At 66.1% G+C, this 21,416-nt stretch carries 27 protein-coding genes; 10 read left to right on the top strand and 17 right to left on the bottom strand.

All coding sequences use genetic code 11. The annotated features are described in order from the left end of the window. Window positions 1-246: 246 nt before the first annotated feature. The 6 genes from uraH to SROT_RS15315 form a co-directional block, all read right to left on the bottom strand. The gene (uraH, locus tag SROT_RS15340; protein WP_013139937.1) at window positions 247-567 is read right to left on the bottom strand and encodes a hydroxyisourate hydrolase; all 321 of its coding nucleotides are present in this window, start codon (window positions 565-567) and stop codon (window positions 247-249) included. A gap of 61 nt (window positions 568-628) precedes the next feature. Further along, window positions 629-1,162: a 2-oxo-4-hydroxy-4-carboxy-5-ureidoimidazoline decarboxylase gene (locus SROT_RS15335; protein ID WP_013139936.1), complete on the bottom strand. Its 534-nt coding sequence runs from the start codon at window positions 1,160-1,162 to the stop codon at window positions 629-631. Between the two features lie 119 nt (window positions 1,163-1,281). Further along, the gene (locus tag SROT_RS15330) at window positions 1,282-2,817 is read right to left on the bottom strand and encodes a sensor histidine kinase (RefSeq protein ID WP_013139935.1); all 1,536 of its coding nucleotides are present in this window, start codon (window positions 2,815-2,817) and stop codon (window positions 1,282-1,284) included. A gap of 12 nt (window positions 2,818-2,829) precedes the next feature. Then, complete coding sequence (locus SROT_RS15325) at window positions 2,830-3,555, bottom strand: response regulator transcription factor (protein WP_083777896.1); 726 nt, start codon at window positions 3,553-3,555, stop codon at window positions 2,830-2,832. Window position 3,556: 1 nt separating this feature from the next. Next, on the bottom strand, window positions 3,557-4,120 hold the full coding sequence (locus SROT_RS15320) for a DinB family protein (protein ID WP_013139933.1): 564 nt from the start codon (window positions 4,118-4,120) through the stop codon (window positions 3,557-3,559). 36 nt (window positions 4,121-4,156) lie between these two features. Beyond that, a complete protein-coding gene (locus SROT_RS15315) occupies window positions 4,157-4,873 on the bottom strand; it encodes a hypothetical protein (protein ID WP_013139932.1) in 717 nt (238 codons plus the stop codon). A gap of 139 nt (window positions 4,874-5,012) precedes the next feature. Between SROT_RS15315 and SROT_RS15310 the strand changes: the two genes are divergently transcribed. Continuing rightward, a complete protein-coding gene (locus SROT_RS15310) occupies window positions 5,013-5,936 on the top strand; it encodes a ferredoxin family protein (protein ID WP_013139931.1) in 924 nt (307 codons plus the stop codon). A 75-nt stretch (window positions 5,937-6,011) separates the two neighbouring features. On the opposite strand, the gene SROT_RS15305 is transcribed toward SROT_RS15310, so the two are convergent. The 3 genes from SROT_RS15305 to SROT_RS15295 form a co-directional block, all read right to left on the bottom strand. Continuing rightward, window positions 6,012-6,143 (bottom strand): DUF3073 family protein, encoded by a 132-nt coding sequence (locus SROT_RS15305; protein ID WP_425358190.1) that lies wholly within the window; start codon window positions 6,141-6,143, stop codon window positions 6,012-6,014. A gap of 160 nt (window positions 6,144-6,303) precedes the next feature. Beyond that, window positions 6,304-7,320 (bottom strand): CAF17-like 4Fe-4S cluster assembly/insertion protein YgfZ, encoded by a 1,017-nt coding sequence (gene ygfZ, locus SROT_RS15300; RefSeq protein WP_013139929.1) that lies wholly within the window; start codon window positions 7,318-7,320, stop codon window positions 6,304-6,306. A 9-nt stretch (window positions 7,321-7,329) separates the two neighbouring features. Next, complete coding sequence (locus tag SROT_RS15295; protein WP_013139928.1) at window positions 7,330-7,869, bottom strand: hypothetical protein; 540 nt, start codon at window positions 7,867-7,869, stop codon at window positions 7,330-7,332. Window positions 7,870-8,044: 175 nt separating this feature from the next. Between SROT_RS15295 and SROT_RS15290 the strand changes: the two genes are divergently transcribed. Beyond that, entirely contained in the window at window positions 8,045-8,902 is an 858-nt protein-coding gene (locus SROT_RS15290) for an aminodeoxychorismate lyase (RefSeq protein WP_013139927.1), read from the top strand. A 39-nt stretch (window positions 8,903-8,941) separates the two neighbouring features. On the opposite strand, the gene SROT_RS15285 is transcribed toward SROT_RS15290, so the two are convergent. The 6 genes from SROT_RS15285 to SROT_RS15260 all read right to left on the bottom strand — a co-directional run bounded on the left by SROT_RS15285 (window position 8,942) and on the right by SROT_RS15260 (window position 12,743). Continuing rightward, window positions 8,942-9,604: a heme-binding beta-barrel domain-containing protein gene (locus tag SROT_RS15285; RefSeq protein WP_148223473.1), complete on the bottom strand. Its 663-nt coding sequence runs from the start codon at window positions 9,602-9,604 to the stop codon at window positions 8,942-8,944. A 65-nt stretch (window positions 9,605-9,669) separates the two neighbouring features. Next, window positions 9,670-9,975 carry a DUF1416 domain-containing protein gene (locus SROT_RS15280; protein ID WP_013139924.1) on the bottom strand — a complete coding sequence of 102 codons (306 nt, stop codon included), beginning with the start codon at window positions 9,973-9,975 and terminating at the stop codon, window positions 9,670-9,672. 21 nt (window positions 9,976-9,996) lie between these two features. Further along, on the bottom strand, window positions 9,997-10,830 hold the full coding sequence (locus SROT_RS15275) for a sulfurtransferase (protein ID WP_013139923.1): 834 nt from the start codon (window positions 10,828-10,830) through the stop codon (window positions 9,997-9,999). 32 nt (window positions 10,831-10,862) lie between these two features. Beyond that, window positions 10,863-11,345, bottom strand: a complete 483-nt coding sequence (locus SROT_RS15270; protein WP_013139922.1) for a DUF4395 domain-containing protein — start codon at window positions 11,343-11,345, stop codon at window positions 10,863-10,865. 196 nt (window positions 11,346-11,541) lie between these two features. After that, on the bottom strand, window positions 11,542-11,958 hold the full coding sequence (locus tag SROT_RS15265) for a thioredoxin family protein (protein WP_013139921.1): 417 nt from the start codon (window positions 11,956-11,958) through the stop codon (window positions 11,542-11,544). After that, complete coding sequence (locus tag SROT_RS15260; RefSeq protein ID WP_148223472.1) at window positions 11,955-12,743, bottom strand: LmeA family phospholipid-binding protein; 789 nt, start codon at window positions 12,741-12,743, stop codon at window positions 11,955-11,957. Before SROT_RS15260 ends, SROT_RS15265 begins: the two co-directional genes overlap by 4 nt. 124 nt (window positions 12,744-12,867) lie before the next feature. Between SROT_RS15260 and SROT_RS15255 the strand changes: the two genes are divergently transcribed. Continuing rightward, on the top strand, window positions 12,868-13,611 hold the full coding sequence (locus SROT_RS15255) for a winged helix-turn-helix transcriptional regulator (protein WP_013139919.1): 744 nt from the start codon (window positions 12,868-12,870) through the stop codon (window positions 13,609-13,611). Window positions 13,612-13,614: 3 nt separating this feature from the next. After that, window positions 13,615-14,412 carry a mycothiol synthase gene (gene mshD / locus SROT_RS15250; RefSeq protein WP_013139918.1) on the top strand — a complete coding sequence of 266 codons (798 nt, stop codon included), beginning with the start codon at window positions 13,615-13,617 and terminating at the stop codon, window positions 14,410-14,412. Between the two features lie 45 nt (window positions 14,413-14,457). Here the strand turns inward: mshD and SROT_RS15245 are convergent, their stop codons facing one another. Further along, the gene (locus SROT_RS15245) at window positions 14,458-14,904 is read right to left on the bottom strand and encodes a helix-turn-helix domain-containing protein (RefSeq protein ID WP_013139917.1); all 447 of its coding nucleotides are present in this window, start codon (window positions 14,902-14,904) and stop codon (window positions 14,458-14,460) included. A 275-nt stretch (window positions 14,905-15,179) separates the two neighbouring features. Here SROT_RS15245 and SROT_RS15240 point away from each other — a divergent pair, with 275 nt between their 5' ends. The 6 genes from SROT_RS15240 to SROT_RS15225 all read left to right on the top strand — a co-directional run bounded on the left by SROT_RS15240 (window position 15,180) and on the right by SROT_RS15225 (window position 19,526). Next, window positions 15,180-15,458 (top strand): hypothetical protein, encoded by a 279-nt coding sequence (locus SROT_RS15240; RefSeq protein WP_013139916.1) that lies wholly within the window; start codon window positions 15,180-15,182, stop codon window positions 15,456-15,458. After that, the gene (locus SROT_RS17335; protein WP_013139915.1) at window positions 15,455-15,754 is read left to right on the top strand and encodes a hypothetical protein; all 300 of its coding nucleotides are present in this window, start codon (window positions 15,455-15,457) and stop codon (window positions 15,752-15,754) included. The genes SROT_RS15240 and SROT_RS17335 overlap by 4 nt, the downstream gene beginning before the upstream one ends. Continuing rightward, complete coding sequence (locus SROT_RS15230) at window positions 15,751-17,556, top strand: alpha/beta hydrolase (protein ID WP_013139914.1); 1,806 nt, start codon at window positions 15,751-15,753, stop codon at window positions 17,554-17,556. The genes SROT_RS17335 and SROT_RS15230 overlap by 4 nt, the downstream gene beginning before the upstream one ends. Before the next feature lie 149 nt (window positions 17,557-17,705). Beyond that, entirely contained in the window at window positions 17,706-18,179 is a 474-nt protein-coding gene (locus SROT_RS16265; protein WP_245535321.1) for a hypothetical protein, read from the top strand. A gap of 248 nt (window positions 18,180-18,427) precedes the next feature. After that, window positions 18,428-18,895, top strand: coding sequence for a hypothetical protein (locus tag SROT_RS16260; protein ID WP_245535320.1), 468 nt, complete (start codon window positions 18,428-18,430; stop codon window positions 18,893-18,895). Then, window positions 18,882-19,526, top strand: coding sequence for a hypothetical protein (locus tag SROT_RS15225; protein WP_013139911.1), 645 nt, complete (start codon window positions 18,882-18,884; stop codon window positions 19,524-19,526). Before SROT_RS16260 ends, SROT_RS15225 begins: the two co-directional genes overlap by 14 nt. Window positions 19,527-19,732: 206 nt before the next feature. Here the strand turns inward: SROT_RS15225 and SROT_RS15220 are convergent, their stop codons facing one another. Further along, on the bottom strand, window positions 19,733-21,403 hold the full coding sequence (locus SROT_RS15220; RefSeq protein ID WP_013139910.1) for an FAD-dependent oxidoreductase: 1,671 nt from the start codon (window positions 21,401-21,403) through the stop codon (window positions 19,733-19,735). Between the last annotated feature and the right edge of the window lie 13 nt (window positions 21,404-21,416).

The following is a 21,416-nucleotide window of genomic DNA, read 5'->3' as shown; positions in this document are numbered from 1 at the left end:
TGCGGAACGCGCGGCTGCGCGGCCCGACCGCCCCGGGGTGTCCTTCGTGCGAACGCCCCGACCTGGAGCGGCCGCCCGCCAGGCTCCGAGCACAAGCCTGGCGCCGCCCACCGCCTCCTGGCGAAACAGGGTCTGAGAAGAAACCAAATCCGAAAAAGCAAAAGCCCTTTTTAAGAAATATTATTCCTCAAAAGAGGAGAAAAGCCCTGCAGTTGTTGGGCTCTTCAGTTATTGGGGGAGTGTCGCTCAGCTTCCCCGGTAGGTGCTGTAGCCGTACGGCGAGAGCAGCAGCGGGACGTGGTAGTGGGGATCGCCAGCCACGTGGAATTCCACGGTGACTTTGGGGTAGAAGCCGACTTGGCCTTGGGATTGGAAGTAGTCCGAGGTGTGGAAGACCACGGTGTAATCGCCGGGGACGAGTTCTGGGCCGAGGCCCTTGACCCGACCGTCGTCGTCTGTGGTTGCTTGCGCCAAAACGACGCGGCGCGCGTCGAGCAGCTCGACGCGCAAGCCCCGGGCCGGGGCGCCGGTCGCGGTGTCCAGCACATGGCTGGAAAGGGTCGTCATCTGCCGAGACACCTCCTGATCCGTGTCATTTCCTCAGTGTCATCCGCGCCGTGTCGTCCGCTCAGACGACGTGCGGATTGCTCGAGACGGTGAAAACGTCCTCGGAAAGAAGTTGTTGCAGGCGAAGGCGGTTGATTTTCGCGAGCTCGACCCGCATGACGCCTCGTTCGGTCGCGACGTCGTTTTTGAGCCGGCCTTTGAGGACGTCCATGATCTCGGCCGCAGAACGTCCTTCGGCGGCGATCAGGAAGAGGTACCCGAATTTGTCCTCGTACTGCTGGTTGAGCGCGGCGAACTCCGCGAACGCGGCCTCGTCGATCGTGCTCGCGAACCGGGACTGTTCCCGGGCGGAGCGCGGACCGGCGTTCTTCGCGCCGATCCGGGGATGGTTGATGAGGGATTCCTCGAGCTCGATCTCGGTGATGTCGGCGAGAAATTTGTCCGAAGACTCCAGCAGGGAGTCGACGTCCGGGTACGGGCGGTTGTCGCAGAGGTCGTTGCGCCAGGCGGGGGATTGGCAGACCTCCAGCAGGACCCGGAGCAAGGCTGGCTTGTTCAACTCGTTGAATCGGGCAAGGCCTGCCTCTTGGCTCATCGGATGCTCCTTCGTTCGTGGCGCGGTATCAGCGCGCGGATGTCAGCGGTCTGCCTGGTTGCCCACGTAGTCTCTCATTTTTGGCTGAGAAGATCGAAGCGCCGTTGCCAGAGCGTTACCTAAACCGTGTCGTCTTTGGTGTGGGCGGTGTGTGTGGGTTGTTGTTGGGGGATGGTGATGGTGAGTCTGGCTCCGCCTTGGGGGGAGGTGGTGAGGGTGGCGTTGCCGTGGTGGATTTGGGCTTGTTGGGCGATGAGGGCCATGCCGAGGCCGGAGCCGGGTCCTTTGGCGGTGGTGCCGCGCACGAAGCGGCGGAAGACGATGTCGCGTTGTTTTTCGGGGACCCCGCAGCCGTTGTCGTCGATGGTGATGGTGATGGCGGGGGCGTCGTCGGGGTGGTGTTCGGCGGTGGCGAGGGTGACGTGGACGCGGGTGGCGTTGCCGTGGCGGATGGCGTTGGTGATGGCGTTGTCGACGGCGAGGCGCAGGCCCGCGCGGACGGCTCGGGCGTGGAGGGGTTCGTTGGCGACGAGGCGGATGGCGACGTCGGGGTTGGCGCGCGCGGCGTCCACGACGGCTTGGTCGAGCAGGTCGTTGAGGTTGACGTCGGCGTAGTCGTCGTCGGTGTTGAGCTCGTGGGCGGCGAGGTGTTCGAGGGCGGAGAGGGTTTCTTCGACGCGGCGTTGGGTGCGCAGGACGTCGCCGACGATTTCTTGGCGGTCGTCTTGGGGGAGGTTGTGGATGTTGAGGACTTCGAGGTTCGTGCGCATGGCGGTCAGGGGGGTGCGCAGTTCGTGGGCGGAGAGCAGGGCGAAGTCGCGGGCGGTGGCCAGGGCGGCGTCGCTGGTGGTGCGTTCCTCGCCGATGCGCGCGAGCATGGCGCGCATGGCTTCGGCGATGGCTTCGACCTCGCGGGCCCCGGTGACGTGGGGGGGCTCGCCCACGCCGCCGGAGGAGGTCACCTGCCGGGTGGCGGTGGCCAGCTCGCGCAGCGGGCGCACGGCGAACCCGCCCAGCAGCCAGCCCAGCACCCCGCCCGCCACCACTGCGGCGAACCCCACCACCACAATCACCCGATGCTGCTCGTCAATGTGCTTCAAGGTCGGTTCGAGCAGCTCGGCCACCGCCAGTTTGTTCTGGTCGGTCGGCCCGAAGATCACGGTGTACACGCGATACAGGCGGCCGTCGATCTGCGCGGTGACCAACGATCCTGCCGGAAGGTCCGGGGCTGTGGCTCCTCGGCTGAAACTGAGGCCGGAGGTGCGGATGGTGAAGTCGAGCCCGGCGTCGGGGGTTTCGCGCCGTGAGACCGGGCCCTGCACGACGGTGGTCAGCCGTTGGAGCCGGGCGTCGGCCTGGTTGAAATTGAAGTCCGTGATGAGCATCCAGAGCGGGATCGCGACCACGGTCACGATGAAGAACGTGCCGATCCCCGAGGACAAGGCCACTTGCGCGCGAAGGGAAGGGGAGCGGCGGCGGCTGAGGAGCAGTCGTTTCGCGCCCGCGCGCCACCACCGGTCCAGGCGGCCCCGCTTGCGGTGGGCCGCGTGGTGGGGCTCGTCGCCGGGCGGGACCGTGCGCGCATGCGTCTCCTCCGCCACATGGCGCGCGTCGTCGCCTGACGCGCGCGCGGTTGTGTCGTCCGGATCAGTCATCGAGCGAGGGCTTTACTGACCGGCCCGGAGCACGAAGCCGTAGCCGCGCACCGTGTGGATGAGCCGGTGCCTGCCTTTGAGTTCGAGTTTCTTGCGCAAATAGCCGACGAACACGTCGACGACGTTCGTGTCCGCCGCGAAGTCGTAGCCCCACACCCTCTCGAGCAGTTCGGTGCGCGAGAGCACCACGCCGGTGTTCTCGGCGAGCGCGGCGAGCAGCTCGAACTCGCGTTTGGTCAGCTCGATCGACTCGTCGTCCACCGTCACCCGCCTGCCGGGGATGTCCACCCCCAGGTAGTCCACATGGATGACCCCGTACTCGACGGTCGGGGCGGCGCGGCTCGTCGTGGAAGGCCTGCGCAGCAAGGCTTTGACGCGCGCGATGAGCTCGCCGAGCACGAACGGCTTCGTGAGGTAGTCGTCGGCCCCGGCTTCGAGCCCTTCGATCCGGTCCCCGACCGAGCTGCGGGCGGAAAGCACGCAGATCGGGATGTCGTCGCCCATCGCCCGCAGCGCCGTCACCACGCTCACCCCGTCGAGGCCGGGCATGTTCATGTCCAAGATCAAGGCGTCCGGGTGCTGCTGGTGCACTGCGGAGAGGGCGGCGGCGCCATTGTCGGCGGTGACCACTGAGAAGCCGGAGAGGCGCAGCCCGCGTTGCAGCGAAGAAAGCACGTCTGGGTCGTCGTCCACCACGAGCACGGTTGGGGAACCAGCACTAGTCTCCATGCCCAGCATCCTACTCGGCGGGCAGCCCTAAAGCCGCTCGCCAGAGCGGGTAGGCCTTCGCGCCGTCCAGGCTTTCTCGAATGATGTCGGCATGGCCTGCGTGACGCGCGTGCTCGTCGATGATGTGGGCGAGCAACCAGCGCGGGGAAAGTTCGGATTGGAAAACCGAAAGCCAGGGATGCGCGGGCATCGGCAGGGACTTCTCGTAGGCTTCGTCGGGTATCGCGCGGAAATACGCTTCGGTGAGCTGCCCGGCGAGCCGCAGGTCCGTGATGGCTTGCGCCAATGTTTCGTCCGCTGCGAGTTGGAAGCTTCGCGTGAAGGCTTCGCTCCCGCCGCCCGGAGGTTGTTGGCCAGGGGCCCAGAAGGTGAACGCCAGGGAGACCCAGTTGCGTTCTGCGTAAGCGGCGTGTTTGACCAGGCCCCCGAGGCTCAGGCTCGAACTGGTGGGCTTCGCCCGCGCCTGGTCCTCGGTCAGGCCGTGGCAGCTGGCAATGAGCGATTGGCGTTGCACGGCCAGGATGTCGAGGAGGATCTCGCGGTCAGCGCGGGGCTGGATCGTGGCTTCGGTCATGGGGCCACTGTAATGCGGCGCTTGTCGTTTCCGGTCTTATTTGACGGGCGCAGGAGCGAGGAGCGATTTGTTCGAACTCAGCGCGGGCGCGTTGTCCGTCTTCTCGCTCGGAGCTGCCGGCGCGGGCGACAGCTGGCCAGGCGCTGTGGGCGCGGGCGGTTGTTGGGGCGGGTTCGCGCCGGTCAAGCTTTTCGCCATCGCGGTGAGGCCGCCGAGGCCGAGGTCCACCCCGCAGGTCTTCTGATAGCTGTCCCCGAAACGCTGCAACGACACCGCGGCGTGTTTGGAAAGGTCTGTCACCTTGTGGGTAAGATCCTCGCCCTGCGGCTTCGGGGTTGCCGGGTTGGTGAACTGGTCTGCCAGGGCGGAGCCTTCGTCGAAAGTGTCCGCGAGCGCGACGGCCGAGTCGCGCAGCTGCGGATCTCGCACTTCGTCGCCCGCGGTCCGCAAGGCGGCGCTCTCGTCGCGCAGCGAGTGCAAGATGTCTTGCGATTGGCCGTACAGCGCGATCAAGCTGCCGAAATCCATGCCGTTTTTGGTCGCGTTGCCCGCGCTCCCGGCGAGTCGGAAAACTTTCTCCTTCAGCTCGCTCAGATCCGCGGCCGGTTCGGCGAGCGCCGCGCAGGACTCCGCCGCGCTGGGTTGGGGCTGCGGCCCGCCTGGCTCGGTGTCGGCGGCTGAGGTCGCGGCGGAGCCGAACGTTGTCGTTGCCGCGGCCAGCAGGGCGGCGAGGCGGTGCGTGCGTCGCATCATGATGGGTCAAACCTCCGTGTCGGGACCATTTCCGCATCCACTGTAAACATGCCCGCCTGGCAACTCCCTGAGGAAAACGGCGGCTCGGGCGGCCGGAGGGCGTGTCCGGAGCGGGGCTTTGTGCCTTACAGTGGAGCGTGTGGACCTCAGTTGTTCAGCAGTTTCAGCGCTTGACGAGCCCTTGGCGGGCACTGCCGGTTCGGGACGGCGTTGGTTGTGCCTGGAGCATCCTGGACCCTGGGGCAGAGACATTCTGGAGGCCGAAGTTTTCGGCGCGCTCACCGACGCTGTGGCCCAATGGGCCGAGCGGGCCGACGCGAGGCTCCTGTGTGTTCGCCGCCGCCGGGCCCGCCGCCTCGCCAAGCCCGGCCAGCGCGCGGTGCTGGCGACAACGGAGCTGGACCCGGGGTCGAGCCAGGCCCGCGAGCTGGAGTTCGCCGATCTGCGCGCATTGATCGAGCTGGACCCGGAGCCGCTGTTCGCCTGGGACGAGGCGGCCTGGGAACGGCTGCCGGGTTGGCGCCAGGCGCGTCCGGTGCTGGTGTGCGCCCACGGGCGGCGGGACCAATGCTGCGCGGTGCGAGGCAGGCCGGTGGCCGAGGCCCTCGCCGAGGCGGGGCACGACGTGTGGGAATGCTCGCACACGGGCGGTCATCGTTTCGCCCCGTCGGTGATTTTCCTCCCCGACGGGAGCGTCTACGGCAGGCTCAGCCCCGAGGCCGCGGTGGCAACCGCGCGAGCAAGCGGCGAAGGACGAATCGAACTCGAAGGCTTGCGTGGTCGGACCTGTTTGACGGCCAGGGAGCAGGTCGCGGAGATCGCGGTGCTCGGCGCGGCCGCGGGGCAGGGCGGGCGCAACGCGCGGGTTCTGCGCGCGAAAGAGCGCGAGGACGGCGATGTCGAGATTGTGCTCCAAACGATGCCCGGCGCGCAGCAGCGATTTCTCGTGTCCATCGCGTCGGAGACATTGCCCCCACGACCGGCGAGTTGCGGAGCCGAGCCGAAATCAGTCCTCGTGCTGCGCTCCGCAGGGATCAGGCTCTGCGAGGAAGACGTCCTCTGAGGACGAGGTTCTGCGAGTCTGAGAATCTGCGAGGATGCGCGAATGCCGCCAAGCCTCCCATGAGCACCGCTCGCGCTAGTACCGGCGTTCGGGCTCGGCCTCGTACCACTGCTCCTCGTCGGACTGATCGCCGCCAGAGCCTGCCAGCTCGCGCTTGAGCTGGTCGAAATCTGTGTTGGGCGAGTTGTACTTAAGCGACCTCGCCACCTTTGCCTGCTTTGCTTTGGCACGGCCACGGCCCACGGGGAACCCCCTTGCGCTGATGGGAAACCTGAGGGGGTTGGTTCCCATGTGTGTTCACATTTATTGGCTTACAGGATTCATGATAGCGCGTCCCTGAAGCCGCCGCGCACGATCCCCACCGTACTCACGGAACAATTTTGTCCGCAGTGCTCGCCAAACGCCATTTTCTCACGGCGTCCCGGCCGGGCTTGTGCTCTTCCTCACGAAGAAAGGAGCCGGGATCGAGCTGCGCGGGGCGCCCCGCGACGATCAGCGGCGCCTCCGGGCTCAGGCCGCGTTTGACCAGGGCGAGGGCGATATCCCCGAACTCGTAGTGCGCGACGGCAGTGCCGAGGCGCCCGACAGACGAGCCGCCCTCGTCGAGCACCGTCTCGCCCGGACGCAAGTCGCCCCAGGTCTCGCCGTCCAGGTGCAGCAAGACCAGTTGGCGCGGGGGCCGCCCGACATTCGCGATCTTCGAAACTGTCTCCTGGCCTCGGTAGCACCCTTTTCCCAGATGCACGGCCTTCCACTCGGGCAGCGCGCTGCCCCTCGGGTTCACCCAGCCGACTTCGTGGGGAACGGTGCGCTCGTCCGTGTCCGCGCCGAGCCGGGGTTCGAGCGCGGCCACGCGCAACGCCTCGACGGCCCATGTCCCGACCGGGCGCGCGCCGCCCTGGACGAGTTGGCTCCACCGCGGCGCGAACTGCTCGGGGGACAGGACGAGGTGGCGGCGGGCGGCGCCCTCGTACACGGCGAGGACTTTGTGTTGCGGGGCGGGCTCGGGGGCGACGTCCGCCCAAAAGACCATTTTCGCCAAATAGGCGAGCAGCGCTTCGCCGTGCCCCGGCTCGGTGACCAGCCAGGCTTCTTCGCCGGTCTCGTGGACCTCCATATGGTGCTCCACCCGGCCATGGGCGTCGAGCACCAACGCTTGCACCCACGACGGCGCAGGCAGCTCGTCCACTTTCTGCGTGACGATTTTGTTCAACCACGCCAGACGCTCCGGCCCGGTCAGCCGAATCACGTCCAGGTTCGAGCGGTCCGCGACCGCGCGGTCCGCCGCTGCGGCGCGCTGTTCCCCGAGCGGATTGCCGTAATGCCACGGCACGCCCTGGTCCGGCCAGTTTTGCGGCGGCAGGACGGCTGCGTTCGGGGTCATGGCTCCATGCTACTCGCCCGCTGGCGCCGAGGACCCGTCCTGCGCGGGGGCCTGCGGGCCGCTGTCGCCCGCGCTCGGCGGGCTGTTGTCGCTGGAGCCCTGCGATTGTGCGCCGATGGCGTTGTTGCATTGGGCGAACAGGGCGTGCTGCGCCGAATTGCGCTCGTCCACGTCCGATTGGAAGGAATCCAGGTCGCCTTGCACGAGCGCGTCGGCGAATTTGCGCTCCGCGGCGGTGTAGCGCTTCGTCGCCGGCTGGAAATCGGCAGGCACCGCCTCGCCGTCGATCGCGTCGGCTTCGGCGTGCAGTTTCTGGACGAGGTCGGTTTGCGTCGCGCGGAACTTCGTCTGGGCCGCTTCGGCGGTCGGGTCGCCCTGGCTGTGCAGCACGTCGGTGAAGGCGTTGGACGCGTCGAACACGGCCGAGGCGTGGGCGCGCGCGACGTCGCACACGGCTGGCGCGTCGCCGATCGCCAAGGCGGGGGCGGGGAACAGGCTGGCGGTCACACCAGCGGCGGAAACTGCCAAGAGAGCAGACAAGGTTCGCATCAGGCCTCCTTACACATGGGCTTTGCGCGGTAGCGACTGTAGTCGCCCGAGCTGCGCGCGCGGCCCGTTCTGGTCCGTTGCGCCGAATTGTGAGCAAAAGGTGATCCTCGGCGCCGTGGCTCCCGCGTCCAACGGCGTCGTCCCCTTCGATGGGGCGCACCAGTAAGCTTCGACTATGCCCACCTCCTTCCTCGTCTCGCTCGACGGCCAGGCCCATGATCCCTCGGCGGCTTTTTTGCACGTCGACGATTTGGCGGCGCTGCGAGGAGACGGGGTGTTTGAGACCGTCTTGGTCCGGGGCGGCACGGCGCTCAAACTCGACCTGCACCTCGAACGCCTCGCGGGCTCCGCGCGGCGGATGGGGCTGCCGGTTGTGCCGTCCGAGACATGGGCGGCCGCGGTGGCGGTCGCCGTGGGGCAGTGGGACCCGGCGCGCGAGGGCGTGTTGCGTCTGGTGCTCTCCCGAGGGCGGGAGAGCGTGCCTGCCGAGCAGCGGCAGCCGACAGGATTCGTGTACCTCTCGCCCGTGCCCGAGGCGACTTTTGCCAAACGAGCCCACGGCGTCAGCGCGGTGACGTTGGAGCGCGGTTTCCCCGCGGACCTCGGCGCGCGCGCCCCATGGTTGCTTCTGGGCGCGAAAACGCTCTCGTACGCGGTCAACATGGCCGCGTTGCGCTACGCCGCTGAGCGCGGGGCCGCAGAAGCGATCTTTCTCGACGCTGCGGGCCAGGTGCTGGAAGGACCGACGACCACGGTTGTGCTGACCAAGGGGAACAAGCTCGTCACTCCCGTGCCCGACGACGGCATCCTGCACGGCACGACGATGCGCGCCTTGTTCCGCCACGCGGAGAAAATCGGGCTCGAATGCGTCGCCGAACCTCTCACCCAGGAGGATCTGCGCGCAGCGGACGGGGTGTGGCTGACCGCCTCCATCACGCTCGCGAGCCGGGTGCGCGTTCTGGACGGGGAGCCCTTGCGCCACCCCGACGGCGCCCTGGATCTGCGCCCCCTGGTCGATGCGGCGCTGGCCTGATCCGCCGCTTGGGCGAATCAGGCGAACAGAACGCCGGGTTCAGCCGATGAAGCGCCGCAGACGCGCCGAGCGCGACGGGGAGAACTCGCCGTCGCCAGTTCCGCGCTCCTCCACATAAGCGAGGTCGCCGCCGGCGCGCTCCGACAGCGAGCCTTCCCCGTTGTCGTGCGCCGCCGGGTCCGAGATGATTCCGTACAGGCGCTTCGCGGCAGCGCTGGCGGAACCGGAGCTCGTGCGCACGACGACGTCGGTGCCGAGCTCCCACGAGATCTGGTTCCGCGGCCTGCCGTAATAGACTTCGACAGCCCCGCTGGCATGGGTGAGGACCAGCTCGATGTCGTCATTCGCGGCGATGCGCCAGTAGCCCGACTCGCGGGCGTCGGGCCCGGCGTAGTTCCCCTCCTGGTCGATCCGCCACGCGCGCGACTCCCACACCAAATAGTCCCCGCCGTCGTGGGCGACGACGATCTGCTGGCCGAAGCGGTAGTCGCCCCGACCAGGCTCATGGGCTTCGCCCTCCCCGCGCCAGACACCGACCAACGGCAAAAGCCCCAACAGCTGCGGGGACAGATCCGGGCCGAATCGCAGGTTCGCCGTGTCCTCAGGCAACGGCAGCCCCGGCAGGGCGGGGAGGTTCTTCGGGGCCGGGTCGCTCACTTGGAGCCGGTGAAGAGCGACTTCGCCAGGTACCCGCCGAACCAGACGATGACGACGCCAGAGATCACCAGGAGGGCTTCGAAAAAGTGCACGACCATGGCTCTAGCGTATCAGGCGGAGACGACAAGGATGTGCTCGTGGACTCCCGCGCCCTCCGGCCGCACTTCCACCGTCGCGGTGCCTCGGCGCGAGATCGCGCGCAACGTCCAGACGCCGGGCGCGGCGAAGAAACGGTAATCGCCGGTCGCGGAGGTCACCACTTCCGCGGTGAACTCGTCGGCGCCGTCCAGGAGCCGGACGAACGCTCCGGGCACAGGCGATCCTTCCGCGTCGAGCACACGGCCGGTGAGCACGGTCTCTTTCTCCAAATTGACGCTCACGGGCAAGGTTTGGCCTTGACGAGGCGCTGCGCACATGTGTTCCTCCTTCTCGCGCTCTCAGGCGCCGAGTTCGATGGGGACGCCGACGAGGGCGCCGTACTCGGTCCAGCTGCCGTCGTAGTTCTTCACCTTGTCCTGGCCCAGGAGCTCTTTGAGCACGAACCAGGTGTGCGAGGAGCGCTCGCCGATCCGGCAGTAGGCGATGGTCTCTTTGCCGGGGTCAAGGCCCGCGCCTGTGTACAGTTCGCGCAGTTCCTCGTCAGACTTGAAGGTGCCGTCCTCGTTCGCGGCCTTGCTCCACGGCACGTTGATCGCGCCGGGGATGTGGCCTCGGCGTTGGCTCTGCTCTTGCGGCAGGTGCGCTGGGGCGAGGATCTTGCCGGAGAACTCGTCCGGCGAGCGCACGTCCACCAGGTTCGCCGTGCCGATTGCCGAAATCACCTCGTCGCGGAAGGCGCGGATCGACGTGTCCGGCTCGCTGGCCTTGTAGTCGGTCGTCGGGCGGTCGGGCACGGTCGCGGTCAAAAGCCGCCCGTCCAGTTCCCATTTCTTCCGGCCGCCGTCCAACAGGCGCACATCCTCGTGCCCGTACAGGGTGAAGTACCAGTAGGCGTAGGCGGCGAACCAATTGTTGTTCCCGCCGTAGAGGACCACGGTGTCCTCCCGTGCGATCCCCTTGGAAGAGAGCAGCTTTTCAAAGCCTTCTTTGGACACGAAATCCCGGCGCACCGGGTCTTGCAGCTCGGTGCGCCAATCCAGGCGCACCGCTCCAGGCAGATGCCCGAACTCGTACGCCTCGGTGTCCTCGTCCACTTCGACGAACACAACGGCGGGATCGTTCAGATGCTCTGCGGCCCAATCGGCGCTGACGAGCACATGCTCACGGGACATGGCAGATCCTTTCTGTCAGTCGGGTTTCCCCGTCAAGCCTCGGAGGCGGTCTGTGGGCGAAGGCGCAACGCGAAGGGGTAGAGCTGGCAGCCGAGGCAGATGCCGAACGCCGCGTTGAGGAAAGCGGCGAACAGCGCGAACGCGGTGGCGACGACGCCGACCGCGGACGCGACGGCCGACGGCAGGGCGAGGCCGAGCGTGAGGGCGAGGACACCTGTCCCGGCGAAGACGAAGCCGACGAGCTGGGCGAACCGCAGGGGCGCGACGGGCTCGTGCTCCCGCGCCGGGCCGAGCCTCGGCGCGATCAACGTGGCGTAGAGCCGCCCGTACGGGCCGCGCTTCGGCCCGACGGCAGCAGTGATGGCGAAGACCGCCGTTTGCAGCGCGAGCAGGGCCAACGCCGCGAACTGGTTGCTTCTGGAAAGGACAAGGGCGGCGGCGAGGACGACAGTGGTGGCGGTCGCGGCGAACCGGGGGCCTCGGACGTCGACGTGGCCGACAGGGGGAGCGGTCATGGGGAGATTTCCTGAAAGGTTTGTGGGGCTCTGTTATCGAGGAGTCTGGGACGCCGGAGCGTCTGTCAGCTCGCCGGACACAGCTGCGAGCTGCACCGGCCCTGGTCGAGGGCACGACGACTCGTGAGGCGCACAACCATGGGGCCCAGCATACGCGACCGCCCGCGCCTGCATCGCGAGCGGTGCGCGGGCCCGCTCAGAGCAGCGCCCGCAGTTTGTCCGCTTTCGGCACGCCCGCGATGCGCGCCACCAGTGTCCCTTCGCCGTTGTAGACCAGCGTGGTCGGCAGCGACAGCACGCCGAGCTTGCGCGCCAAGGCCGAATGCTCGTCGAGGTCGAGCTCCACGTCCCGGCCCCGGCCCTCGGCGGTGACAGATTGGATCACGGCGCGCGCAGCCGAGCACGGCGCGCACCAGGCGGCGGAGAAATGCATGACGACCGGCTCCCCGGAGCCGACGCCGTGCCCCGCCAATTCGTCCACATGCGGGTCCGGCGCCGAAGGGCCGGGTTTGGCCAGGCGGATTTTGCCTTGTCGGGAGCGCCACAGCGCCCCGACGGCGACGCCGACGATCAGCGCGACGGCCAAAGCGATGAGCGGCAGAGATGCGTTCATGCGAAATAGAACCGTTGCGGGGTCACGTCCATTTCCTTCGTTTGTCCTTCCACCACGATTTTCGAGCCCACGACGCTGACTTGCTCCGCCGCGATGTCGAATGGCAGCGGAAGTTGCGGCAGGGTGATGTTGAACAGGTTCAGCACGTCGGACTCCGAGCCCGGCGGGGTGGGCACGGCGTCGGGGGCCTCCAAACCCGTGTAGGGGCTCACCGGCACGATCCGCACCGATTGGCCTTCGAGCCAGATCGCCGCGCGGACGGCAACCCGGCTGGCGAAGCCGTCGCCGAGGTGGATGGTCCCGGTCAGCACCACGCCATAGGTGGTGAGGGTGCGGCGCAACAGCGGAAAGCTGTACGGCATCTGCTGCGCGCGCGCTGTGGCCGAGGAGATCCGCAGGTCGGGGATGTTCAGGTAGCGGCCGAGGTTCCGGGCGTCGAGCTGGGTGCGGGCCTTCGCGAAATTCACATGGAGCCGATCGGCCCCGAGGATGGCGAATCCGCGTTTCGCGCTGGAGACCTCGCCCAGCGTCGCCTCCATGTCCGCGTACCGGCCCCCGCCGAGCGGCACGTCGGCCGCTTGGATGGTGATCTTCTCGTACCGCCCGCGTTCGCTGTGCCACAGGAAGGGGAATCCGCTGATGGTGACGGAGGGGTCGCCTTTGAGGCCGCTGGCCCCCCGCACCGCCCGGGAGAAGCGGTATTCGGAGTGCGCGGCGAGCAAAAAGTCGGCGAGCACGAGCACCCCGCACAGGAGCGCGAAGCCCAGAAGGACCTTTTTCCACATCGCTTCATTGTGCATTGCGCGCGGGCAGGACAGCGCGCGATACAGTATGAGTGCCGCAATCGTCGTGGGTTCTGTGACGAACGGCCGAGAAATTGATGATCGAGACGACATATTTGGAGGCGCGATGGACCTGTTGTTCATGAGCGCCGACCCTCGTCCAGAGGCCGCCCTCCCCGCATTGGGCTTGCTCGCCCACAGCGTGCGGGTCATCGTGCCGGACTTTTCCGCATTGGTCGACGTCGGTCCGGTCGACGTCGTCATTGTCGACGCGCGGACCGATTTGGGGTCGGCACGGGGGCTTTGCCGGGTGCTCGCGGGCGGCGGGACCTCCCCGGTCCTCACCGCTTTGTTCCAAGAGGGCGGATTGGTGGCCTTGTCCTCGGACTGGGGCATTGACGATTTCTTCCTGGCGAGCATCGGCCCTGCCGAGCTCGACGCGCGGCTGCGCCTTTTGCGCGGCCGGGCCGCGGTGAGCAGCGGCTCCGACAAGGTGACGTTGGGGGAGCTGGTCATCGACGAGGGCACCTACACCGCTCGGTTGCGGGGAAAGACGCTCGATCTCACCTACAAAGAGTTCGAGCTGCTCAAATACCTCTGCCAGCACGCGGGCCGGGTCTTCACCCGCGCGCAACTGCTGCAAGAGGTGTGGGGGTACGACTTCTTCGGCGGCACCCGCACGGTGGACGTGCATGTGCGCCGTTTGCGGGCCAAACTCGGCCCCGAGTACGAGGCGCTCATCGGCACCGTGCGCAACGTCGGCTACAAGGCAGTGCGCCCCAACGTCCGCTCGAAAGACCGTCGTCGCGACGATGACCAGGCAGAAGAATCCGCAGAGGAAAGCGAAGCCGTCGAACAGGCGGCTCGCTGACACATGGACGACCTCGTGCGCGAAGAGCTGCCCAATGGGACGCGGCGGCTCTTCGCGCGGGACGCGCAGGGCGGCGAAGCGGGCTTCGCCGTCATCGAGCCGGGCCGGCCCGGCCAACCGGCCATGGTCGAGGTCCAGGTCCGTCCGGAGCACCGCTCCTGCGGCCTCGGCGGCAGGCTGGTCCGCGCCGCCCTGGACGAAGCCGGCCCGGGAGCCTACCTGTGGGACCACGAGAACAGTCCCGCCTCGCAGGCCATCGTCCGCCGCAACGGCCTCGTGCCCGTGCGCACCCTGTGCCAGATGCGCCGATGGCTCGCCTACCCCCCGCTGCCCGAACCCGTGTTCCCCGACGGCGTGTCGGTTCGCCAGTACCAAGGCCCCCAGGACGACGAAGAGTTGCTGCGAGTGAACAACGCCGCGTTCGACTGGCATCCGGAGCAGGGCGGATGGAGCATCGAGAAACTGCGGGAACGGCTCGCGCAGCCGTGGGTCGACCCGGCGGGGATCTTTTTGGCCCGCGATGAGCAGGACCGCCTGATCGGTTTCCACTGGACCAGGACCCATCCGCAGACGCAGACCGAGCACAAGCTCGGCGAGGTCTATGTCCTCGGGGTGGACCCGGCATGCCACTGCAAGGGCTTGGGCAAGGCGCTCACCTTGGTCGGGCTGCGCCACCTGCGGGACCAGGGGTTGGCCCAGGCCAAGCTTTACGTCGAGCAGACGAACGCCCCGGCGCTCGCGACCTATCGGGGGCTGGGGTTCACCGTCCACGCGCAGGACGTCGCGTACGTCCGAGGGTGAGGTTCAGGGCCGGGCGTTCGCGGCGGCGAGCATCTGCGCCGTCGTCTAGGCCGGTGTGCCTGGTGGCCGTTCGCGGGCGCGCTGCCATGCGGCGTGGAGCTGGGCGTGTGTGGCTTTCAGGTGTGGTGCGATTCGGTCGGCCTTCTCGTCGGTGAGTTGGCTTTCGCCTCGTTCAAGGGCTGCGAGAGCGGGCGTGGTGAGACCGGCTGCTCGGGCAAGTTTGGTTCGGCTGAGCCCGGAAAGGCGCCGCCAGTCTGCCAGTGTGCGCCGTTTGGTGGGGACTTTGATGATGCGGCGCATTGGGACACCGAGCGCTGCGGCGGCTTTCGCCAAGGTCTCGATATTCGGGGATGTCGCCCCGCTCTCCCATTTCTGGATGGTCGAGGTTGAAAGGCCGGTGAGGCGGGCCAAGTCGGCGCGTGTCATGCGCCGTTTTTCACGCGCTCGCACGAGCGCATCGAGGTCGAGGCCACGTATGGCGCGCTCTACCATCGTCGGACGATTTATGCCGAGGGCATCTCGTCACGGTCGCAACGCTATCTGTTTTAGCTCAAAAGCACCTGTTCCCAAATAATACTTTATTGCTGCTGGCTTCTCTGAGAAATTATTTATCAAACAGGTATTTTAGTAATTTTTTGGCTTGATCGAGAACTTCCTAAAAGTGACCGACAGGCTCGTGACAGAAGCTGGGTGAGCATGTATGATCGAGCCCACAAAAACACCGAATCGCCATCTGGCGACGTGGAGCCAGGAGAGAAGACGGGCGTATGGCGTTGCATCGTGGGCAGTGGCGGGGGTATCAGGATGTTGGCCCTGCTGTGAAGCGTTTCGACTATATGGACCGCATGGGCGAGGAGGAGGCGGACCAGCACGCGGCGGCTCGGCAGCGGGCGGAGGCCGCGCGTCGGAGCCTTCCGCCGATCGCGCCGGACCAGGTGGTCGAGATGGGCGGCTCGCGTTTCGCGGTGTACTCGGGCGAGAAGGCTGTGCAGATGCGCCAGCGTGAGGCGTTGGTGAAACAAGCCCGAGATGGGGCGCGTCGATGACGTTACGGTTGGATGTGGACAAGGCCCGGCAGGCGGGCCGGGAGGTGTTGGCGGACGGCGAGGGGTTGCGGGCGGACCAGACGCCGGCTTCGTCTCGGGAGGCCGCTGCCGGTTTGGAGGGCTTGGACGTGGCGGACGCGCTGCGGGCTGTGGCGGACGGGCAGGAGGCGTATTTGCGGCGGTTCGCGGACGGGCACGACTGGCTCGGGAACGCCGTTGTCGAGGCAGCCGACACCGTTGGGGCGACCGACGAGGACGGCGCGGCGGTGATCGAGCGCTCGGGGGTGGGCACATGAGCGCCCCGTTCACCCGCGCCCTGTTGGAGAAACTGGACCCTTCCGTGCTCAGCACGGCGGCGCAGGCGTTGCAGTCTCGGGCGGGGAAGATCGCGGACGAGCAGGCGCAGTTCCCCAAGCGTCTGCGTTTTCCCGCTGGCGGGCAGGAGTGGACCGGCGCGGCCTCGGACGCGCTGCGAGAGCGCGCGGAGGGCTTCGGGCGCACCTACGGCGCAGAGCACGCAATGCTGCTCCACGCCGCCGAGACGTACAAGCAGGCAGGCGGGTACTTGTCGGAGTCCGCGAACACCGCGCGCCAGTTCGTCGCCGGGGTGGAGGGGATGGCGATGTTCGTGGCCTCGCCGGACGGGTCGCAGACCTGGGACTGCGGGGAGCCGTTCGAGGTCGCCCAGGACTTCGCCGTGCATGTCAAACCCGGTTCGGTCCCGTCTGGGGCTCCGTGGCAGGTCGGGCAGCTGCTCCAGTTCAAGGCTCAAGAGCTGACCCAAGACCTTAAAAACCTCGTCGGGCAGCTCGAAGACCTCGGTCGCGAGTGGGGCGCGAAGGTCCGCGAGGCGATGGACTTCAACAGCCTCGCGTTGGACGCGAACGGCCACCCCTACACACCGTACGACCCGGACAAAACGGCCCACGACACCGCGAAAGGGATCGCGGACGGTGTCATACCGATTCCCAAAGACCCGTATGTGCTGCGGGATCTGTGGTCGAAGCTCAATGAGGACGAGAAAAACAACATCTACAAGCGGTACCCCGATATCGGCAACCATGGGGGCATCCCTGTCGACCCGCCCGACCACCTCGGGCGCGACCACTACAACAAGGAGAACTTGAAGAGGATTCGCGCCGAGAAACAAGCGCAGTTGGACGATTTGAACCGGCACGCGCCTGACTGGGGGCCGGACAACCTCCCGATGGGCAGCGCCGCGTACCAGGACTGGAAGAGGAAAACAGACGAGCTGCGACACGAGATCGACGGCCTGGACAACCTCAAACGGACTTTGGGCAATAGCAACCCGCCGCGATTCCTCACCTTCGTGGACGGCAAAGGGCACGCCGCCCTCGCCATCAACAACTCGGACTACGCCAAAAAAGTGGACACCTTCGTCCCAGGGACCGGGCAAGACCTCTCACGAATGGGCATCTGCGACGGACACGCACAGGATATGGAGATAGCGGCGCGAAACGCAGATCCGACCTTGAAGGCCGGTGACGTCTCGGTGACGACGTGGATGTGCTACGACCGGCCCATGACCGCTTACGACCCGATCACCGGCCAGTTGGACGGCTCCGACCAATGGGCCGGTGACCCCAAATTCGCCAAAGACGGAGCGCCGTACTTGAGCGAGTACCAGGCGGGCATCCGCGCCTCGCACGACGACGAGCACCTAGGCCGCGCCCACCAGACGGTCATCGGGCACAGCTACGGCGCCTCCGTCGTCGGCGCTGCCGCCACCGGGGGAAACCATCTCGACGCAGACGCGGTGATACAGGTCGGCTCCCCAGGAGCGTTCGCCGCAAGCGCGAGCGAGCTCGACCTCAACCCCAACGCGAGGGTCTTCGACGCGCTCGCGGAAAACGACGTCATCAAAGTGGCGAACGCCGGGGACGGCGTCGGCGTCCACCCCCTCGGTGTTGACCCCCACACTTGGACCGACGTCACCAAGTTCAAAACCGACCCAGGGCCAGACGGGTACGGAACCGGCCTGAGCCTCGACGCGCACAGCAGCTACTTCGAACCAGGCAGCGAAGGCTTGAAAAACATCGGCAAAATCATCGACGGACAAGAACCGGAGCATGAATGAGTATTTCTACAGCTAAAGTAGTCCGGTGTAGACGGCTGACGCTTCTCTGCGTTTTGGCAGTAGTCCTCGCGGGAGGTTGCGGTGGTCCTGCTAGCGTTCAAACGCCCAATTCCGAAACAAGAAAATTCCATAGATCAGAAAAAAATACCATGACTAACGTATCTCAGCCATCAAGCCAGTGGCAGGCTCAAGAAGTCCTGTATGAGTATATGCGAAAAACACTTCAAGCACTGCCGCAAGGTATTTCGCTTGATAACACGCGCCTGAGCCCAGGCGGTGGTGTGGACACATGCGAAGACCGAATCGATTCAGAGAATTCGCCTATCTCCTATTATGACTATCGGGACATGCGCGTGCCGCAGGGCATTGATTATGCTGAATTAGTCGCAAAAGTGGGAGATGTCTGGCGTTCATGGGGATGGCGCGTGGAAGAACGAAAAGGATCAGACAATCCTAATCGCTACGGCTACTCGCCAGATGGGTACTCGCTGAACATAACGGCGCGTCCGCCGCAGTTTGCCTCCTTCCCGCCATCTTTCGGCGGAAACACTCCTTGCTTCCCACCGGAGTTGCGTGATGACCATGTTCCCATACCCCCAGTGATCACACGCGATGACTCATGAGGATGGTCTGCGCATAGCAGCTACTTCAAGCGAGACAGCGAAGGCTTGAAGAACACCGGCAAAATCATCGACGGACAAGAACCGGAGCATGAAGAATGAGTCAACACAAGCGACCTGTGCTGAATTCTTTTACCATCTCCGTCCTTCTCATTGCCTCTCTCGCAACATTGACGGGATGCTCAAATGCAGGCAGAAGCCTTGTGGAACATACCCACGCGCAAAGTCCTGTCACCTCAGGAGGATCACCAATGCACACAGAACTGACCCGAAAGCAGGCGCAGGAAACATTATATGATTATATGCGCCGCACTCTTCAAGAGGTCCCTACGGTAATTGCGCTTGACAATGCCCGTTATGGCGGCGCTGGCGGCGGGGTGGACACTTGCGATGACCGAATTGATGGAGAGAATGCGCCTATACACTACTACGATAGCCGTGATATGCATGTCGCGGAGAAAACAGATTTTGCGGACTTAGTAAGAAAAACCGGAGATGTATGGCACTCGTGGGGATGGCGTGTTGAAGAACGGGAAAATTCCGAGAAGCCGAATAGGGTAGGAACCTCTCCCGATGGATACATCTTAAGAATTGAAGTCAGGCCATCCCGGTTTGCTGGTTATCCGCCGTCTTTTACTGGAGATACGCCTTGTTTCTCCTCTCGATTCCGTCACGGTGATGTTCCCGTGCCTACAACAATAACCCATGATGAACCGTAAAGCGCTCCGGTTGCCGCTTGTGGCGTTGCTTCCTTTCGGAGTCAGCGGATGCGGTTGGGCGAACCATCAGATCGACCACGCCATGAACGGAGGGCCGGTGGCCAAAAAACCCATCCCAGGCTTCACAGCGGAACAAGCCCGCGACCGGATCACCGCGTACTTGCAGGAATCCCTGCGAAGCCTCCCAGACGGCTGGTCTTACGCTGATTACGCGATAGGCGACGGTCCATCCGACAGCGGGTTCGGCGGCTCGACCAATTACAAAGTCAACGATCACGGATCTGATAAGGACAGCCCCTACAAACTCCTTGTCTTCTACTGGGTGCATTACCCGGAGGGCACTGCGGAGGAGGCGTTCGACAAGCTCGCCGCCTACTGGACCGCGCACGCGCAAACAGTCACAGCGCCGCACATACCCCCGAAGACCGGGCTGAGCGAGTCTTTCCGAGAGGCGAGTTTCGCGACAGCCGGCCATTACAGCTTCGACCTCACCGTGAACCAGAACCACGCCTTGGCCACAAACTGGAGCAGCCCGTACTTCGCGTACGATCCAAGCTATATGAATAAGGCGTTCATGCCTCAGACGATCACCAAGAATGGTGCGAGCGCTTTCGGGGAGCCGCCGAAATGAGAGCCCGCCGAACAGCGCCGCGTTCGACCGGCACCCGGAGCAGGGCGGATGGAGCATCGAGAAATTGCGGGAATGGCTCGCGCAGCCGTGGGTTGGCCCAGGCCAAGCTTTATGTCGAGCAGACGAACGCCCCGGCGCTCGCGACCTATCGGGGGCTGGGTTTCACCGTCCACGCGCAGGATGTCGCCTACGTCCGAGGGTGAGGGTCACGGCCGGGCGTTCGCGGCGGCGAGCATCTGCGCCGTCGTGCTGAATTTGTCCCGGACCCGGTCCGCCGCCCGGCCCCTGGCGATCTCCGCCGCGTCGATTTTGTGCCAGCCTTGGCGGTTGACGGTTTCCGGCTGTCGCGCGCGGACCAGTTTTTCCAGCTGCGAGGGGCGTTCGGGAGGATCGGGCAGCAGCCCGTTGTTGTAGTCGTCGACCAACGCTCGCACGGTTTCGCGGGAGCAGCTTTTATTGGTGCCGATGAACCCGCTGGGGCCGCGTTTGATCCACCCGACCACGTAGGCCCCGGGTTTCGCCTCGCCTGTGCCAGGCTCGACAACCCGCCCGTCTTTGTTCGGGACGACCGCCGCTGACTCGTCGAAAGGCAGGTCGCGCACCGGCAAGGCCCGGTAGCCGATCGAGGTGACGAAGAGCCCCGCCGCCATGCTTGTCGGCTCGGGGGACCGTTCGGCTTCGTCGCTGTCGGCCGCGAAGGCCGTGTTCGTCGCAGAGAATTCGACCCTCTCCACCCGGTCCTGCCCGACAACCCGCACGGGGGTGAGCCGGTAGCGCAGCCGGATGTGGCGGCCGGAGCCGGAGGGCCGGGTCGCCAGGGTGGCCAAAAGCCCCAATTTCTCTGTGCGGACAGGGTCCTCGGCGCTCGCGAGGGCTTGGCGCACCAGCGCGCGCGCCGGTGGGTCGAGCACCACCTGTGCCGAGTTGGTCAGGCCGATGAGCTCGGGCATGGTGAACGCGGAGAACTCCGGCCCCCGTCGTCCGACGAGGACCACTTCGCGCACGCTGCTGGTGCGCAGCGCCGCCAGCGCGGCGGAGGAGATGTCGGTGGCCGCGAGGGCGCGCGGGTCCATGGTCAGAATGCGGGCGACGTCGAGCGCCACATTCCCGTTGCCGACGATGACCGCTCGCTCGTGGTCCAACTGGACGGGCAATTCGGCCTGCTCCGGGTGGGCGTTGGCCCAAGCGACGAATTCTGTCGCGGTGAAGCTGCCCGGCAACTCCTCCCCGGGGATGTTCAGGCGGCGGTCGGAGCAGGCGCCGACGGCGTAGACCACCGCGTGGTGGTGGCGCAACAGCTCCTCATGGGTGATGTCGCGCCCGACCTCGACATTCAGGTAGAAGGCGAAGCCTTTTTGGTCGGCGATCTGGTCGAAAAGTTTCGCGATATGTTTCGTGCGCTGATGGTCCGGGGCGACGCCCGCGCGCACCAGCCCGTACGGCGTCGGCAGTTTGTCGAAGACGTTCACCTCGACGCCCGCCTGCGTCAGCAGCTCGTCCGCCGCGTACATGCCTGCCGGTCCCGATCCGACCACAGCGACCCGCAGCGGGGTCCGGCGCGGCCGGAGCCTCGGCGCTTCGGGGATGGGGGCCAGCATGGGGCTGAACCACGCTTTGCGGCTCCCCTTCGGGAAAAACGACGCGTTGATTTCGAGGAAAGGCAGCTGTTCGGCGGTGAGCTTCGAGTCGGGCGCGATCGCGTCCACCGGGCAGGCGTGCACGCAGGCCCCGCAGTCCACGCAGGCGGCGGGGTCGATGTGCAGCGTCTCCGCCGTCAGGAAGCCCGGTTCGTCCGGGGTGGGGTGGATGCAGTTCACGGGGCAGGCGAAAACGCAGGACCCGTCGCTACAGCAGGACTGGGTGATGACGTGCGGCATGGGGGCTGCGGGT

This window comes from Segniliparus rotundus DSM 44985 (genome assembly GCF_000092825.1).
Classification (GTDB): Bacteria; Actinomycetota; Actinomycetes; order Mycobacteriales; family Mycobacteriaceae; genus Segniliparus; species Segniliparus rotundus.
The sequence above is the reverse complement of the archived record's forward strand: the minus strand, read 5'-3'. Positions and strand labels throughout refer to the sequence as shown.

What these genes read in the sequence shown, in the direction of transcription:
- SROT_RS15335 (WP_013139936.1), bottom strand. Translation starts at nt 1,162, where the DNA reads ATGAGCCAAGAGGCAGGCCTTGCCCGATTCAACGAGTTGAACAAGCCA.
- uraH (WP_013139937.1), bottom strand. Translation starts at nt 567, where the DNA reads ATGACGACCCTTTCCAGCCATGTGCTGGACACCGCGACCGGCGCCCCG.
- SROT_RS15240 (WP_013139916.1), top strand. Translation starts at nt 15,180, where the DNA reads ATGGCGTTGCATCGTGGGCAGTGGCGGGGGTATCAGGATGTTGGCCCT.
- mshD (WP_013139918.1), top strand. Translation starts at nt 13,615, where the DNA reads ATGGACGACCTCGTGCGCGAAGAGCTGCCCAATGGGACGCGGCGGCTC.
- SROT_RS15255 (WP_013139919.1), top strand. Translation starts at nt 12,868, where the DNA reads ATGGACCTGTTGTTCATGAGCGCCGACCCTCGTCCAGAGGCCGCCCTC.
- SROT_RS15315 (WP_013139932.1), bottom strand. Translation starts at nt 4,873, where the DNA reads ATGATGCGACGCACGCACCGCCTCGCCGCCCTGCTGGCCGCGGCAACG.
- SROT_RS15245 (WP_013139917.1), bottom strand. Translation starts at nt 14,904, where the DNA reads ATGGTAGAGCGCGCCATACGTGGCCTCGACCTCGATGCGCTCGTGCGA.
- SROT_RS16265 (WP_245535321.1), top strand. Translation starts at nt 17,706, where the DNA reads ATGACTAACGTATCTCAGCCATCAAGCCAGTGGCAGGCTCAAGAAGTC.
- SROT_RS15325 (WP_083777896.1), bottom strand. Translation starts at nt 3,555, where the DNA reads ATGCTGGGCATGGAGACTAGTGCTGGTTCCCCAACCGTGCTCGTGGTG.
- SROT_RS15330 (WP_013139935.1), bottom strand. Translation starts at nt 2,817, where the DNA reads ATGACTGATCCGGACGACACAACCGCGCGCGCGTCAGGCGACGACGCG.
- SROT_RS16260 (WP_245535320.1), top strand. Translation starts at nt 18,428, where the DNA reads ATGCACACAGAACTGACCCGAAAGCAGGCGCAGGAAACATTATATGAT.
- ygfZ (WP_013139929.1), bottom strand. Translation starts at nt 7,320, where the DNA reads ATGACCCCGAACGCAGCCGTCCTGCCGCCGCAAAACTGGCCGGACCAG.
- SROT_RS15280 (WP_013139924.1), bottom strand. Translation starts at nt 9,975, where the DNA reads ATGTGCGCAGCGCCTCGTCAAGGCCAAACCTTGCCCGTGAGCGTCAAT.
- SROT_RS15225 (WP_013139911.1), top strand. Translation starts at nt 18,882, where the DNA reads ATGATGAACCGTAAAGCGCTCCGGTTGCCGCTTGTGGCGTTGCTTCCT.
- SROT_RS15295 (WP_013139928.1), bottom strand. Translation starts at nt 7,869, where the DNA reads ATGCGAACCTTGTCTGCTCTCTTGGCAGTTTCCGCCGCTGGTGTGACC.
- SROT_RS15270 (WP_013139922.1), bottom strand. Translation starts at nt 11,345, where the DNA reads ATGACCGCTCCCCCTGTCGGCCACGTCGACGTCCGAGGCCCCCGGTTC.
- SROT_RS15220 (WP_013139910.1), bottom strand. Translation starts at nt 21,403, where the DNA reads ATGCCGCACGTCATCACCCAGTCCTGCTGTAGCGACGGGTCCTGCGTT.
- SROT_RS15290 (WP_013139927.1), top strand. Translation starts at nt 8,045, where the DNA reads ATGCCCACCTCCTTCCTCGTCTCGCTCGACGGCCAGGCCCATGATCCC.
- SROT_RS15260 (WP_148223472.1), bottom strand. Translation starts at nt 12,743, where the DNA reads ATGTGGAAAAAGGTCCTTCTGGGCTTCGCGCTCCTGTGCGGGGTGCTC.
- SROT_RS17335 (WP_013139915.1), top strand. Translation starts at nt 15,455, where the DNA reads ATGACGTTACGGTTGGATGTGGACAAGGCCCGGCAGGCGGGCCGGGAG.
- SROT_RS15275 (WP_013139923.1), bottom strand. Translation starts at nt 10,830, where the DNA reads ATGTCCCGTGAGCATGTGCTCGTCAGCGCCGATTGGGCCGCAGAGCAT.
- SROT_RS15230 (WP_013139914.1), top strand. Translation starts at nt 15,751, where the DNA reads ATGAGCGCCCCGTTCACCCGCGCCCTGTTGGAGAAACTGGACCCTTCC.
- SROT_RS15265 (WP_013139921.1), bottom strand. Translation starts at nt 11,958, where the DNA reads ATGAACGCATCTCTGCCGCTCATCGCTTTGGCCGTCGCGCTGATCGTC.
- SROT_RS15320 (WP_013139933.1), bottom strand. Translation starts at nt 4,120, where the DNA reads ATGACCGAAGCCACGATCCAGCCCCGCGCTGACCGCGAGATCCTCCTC.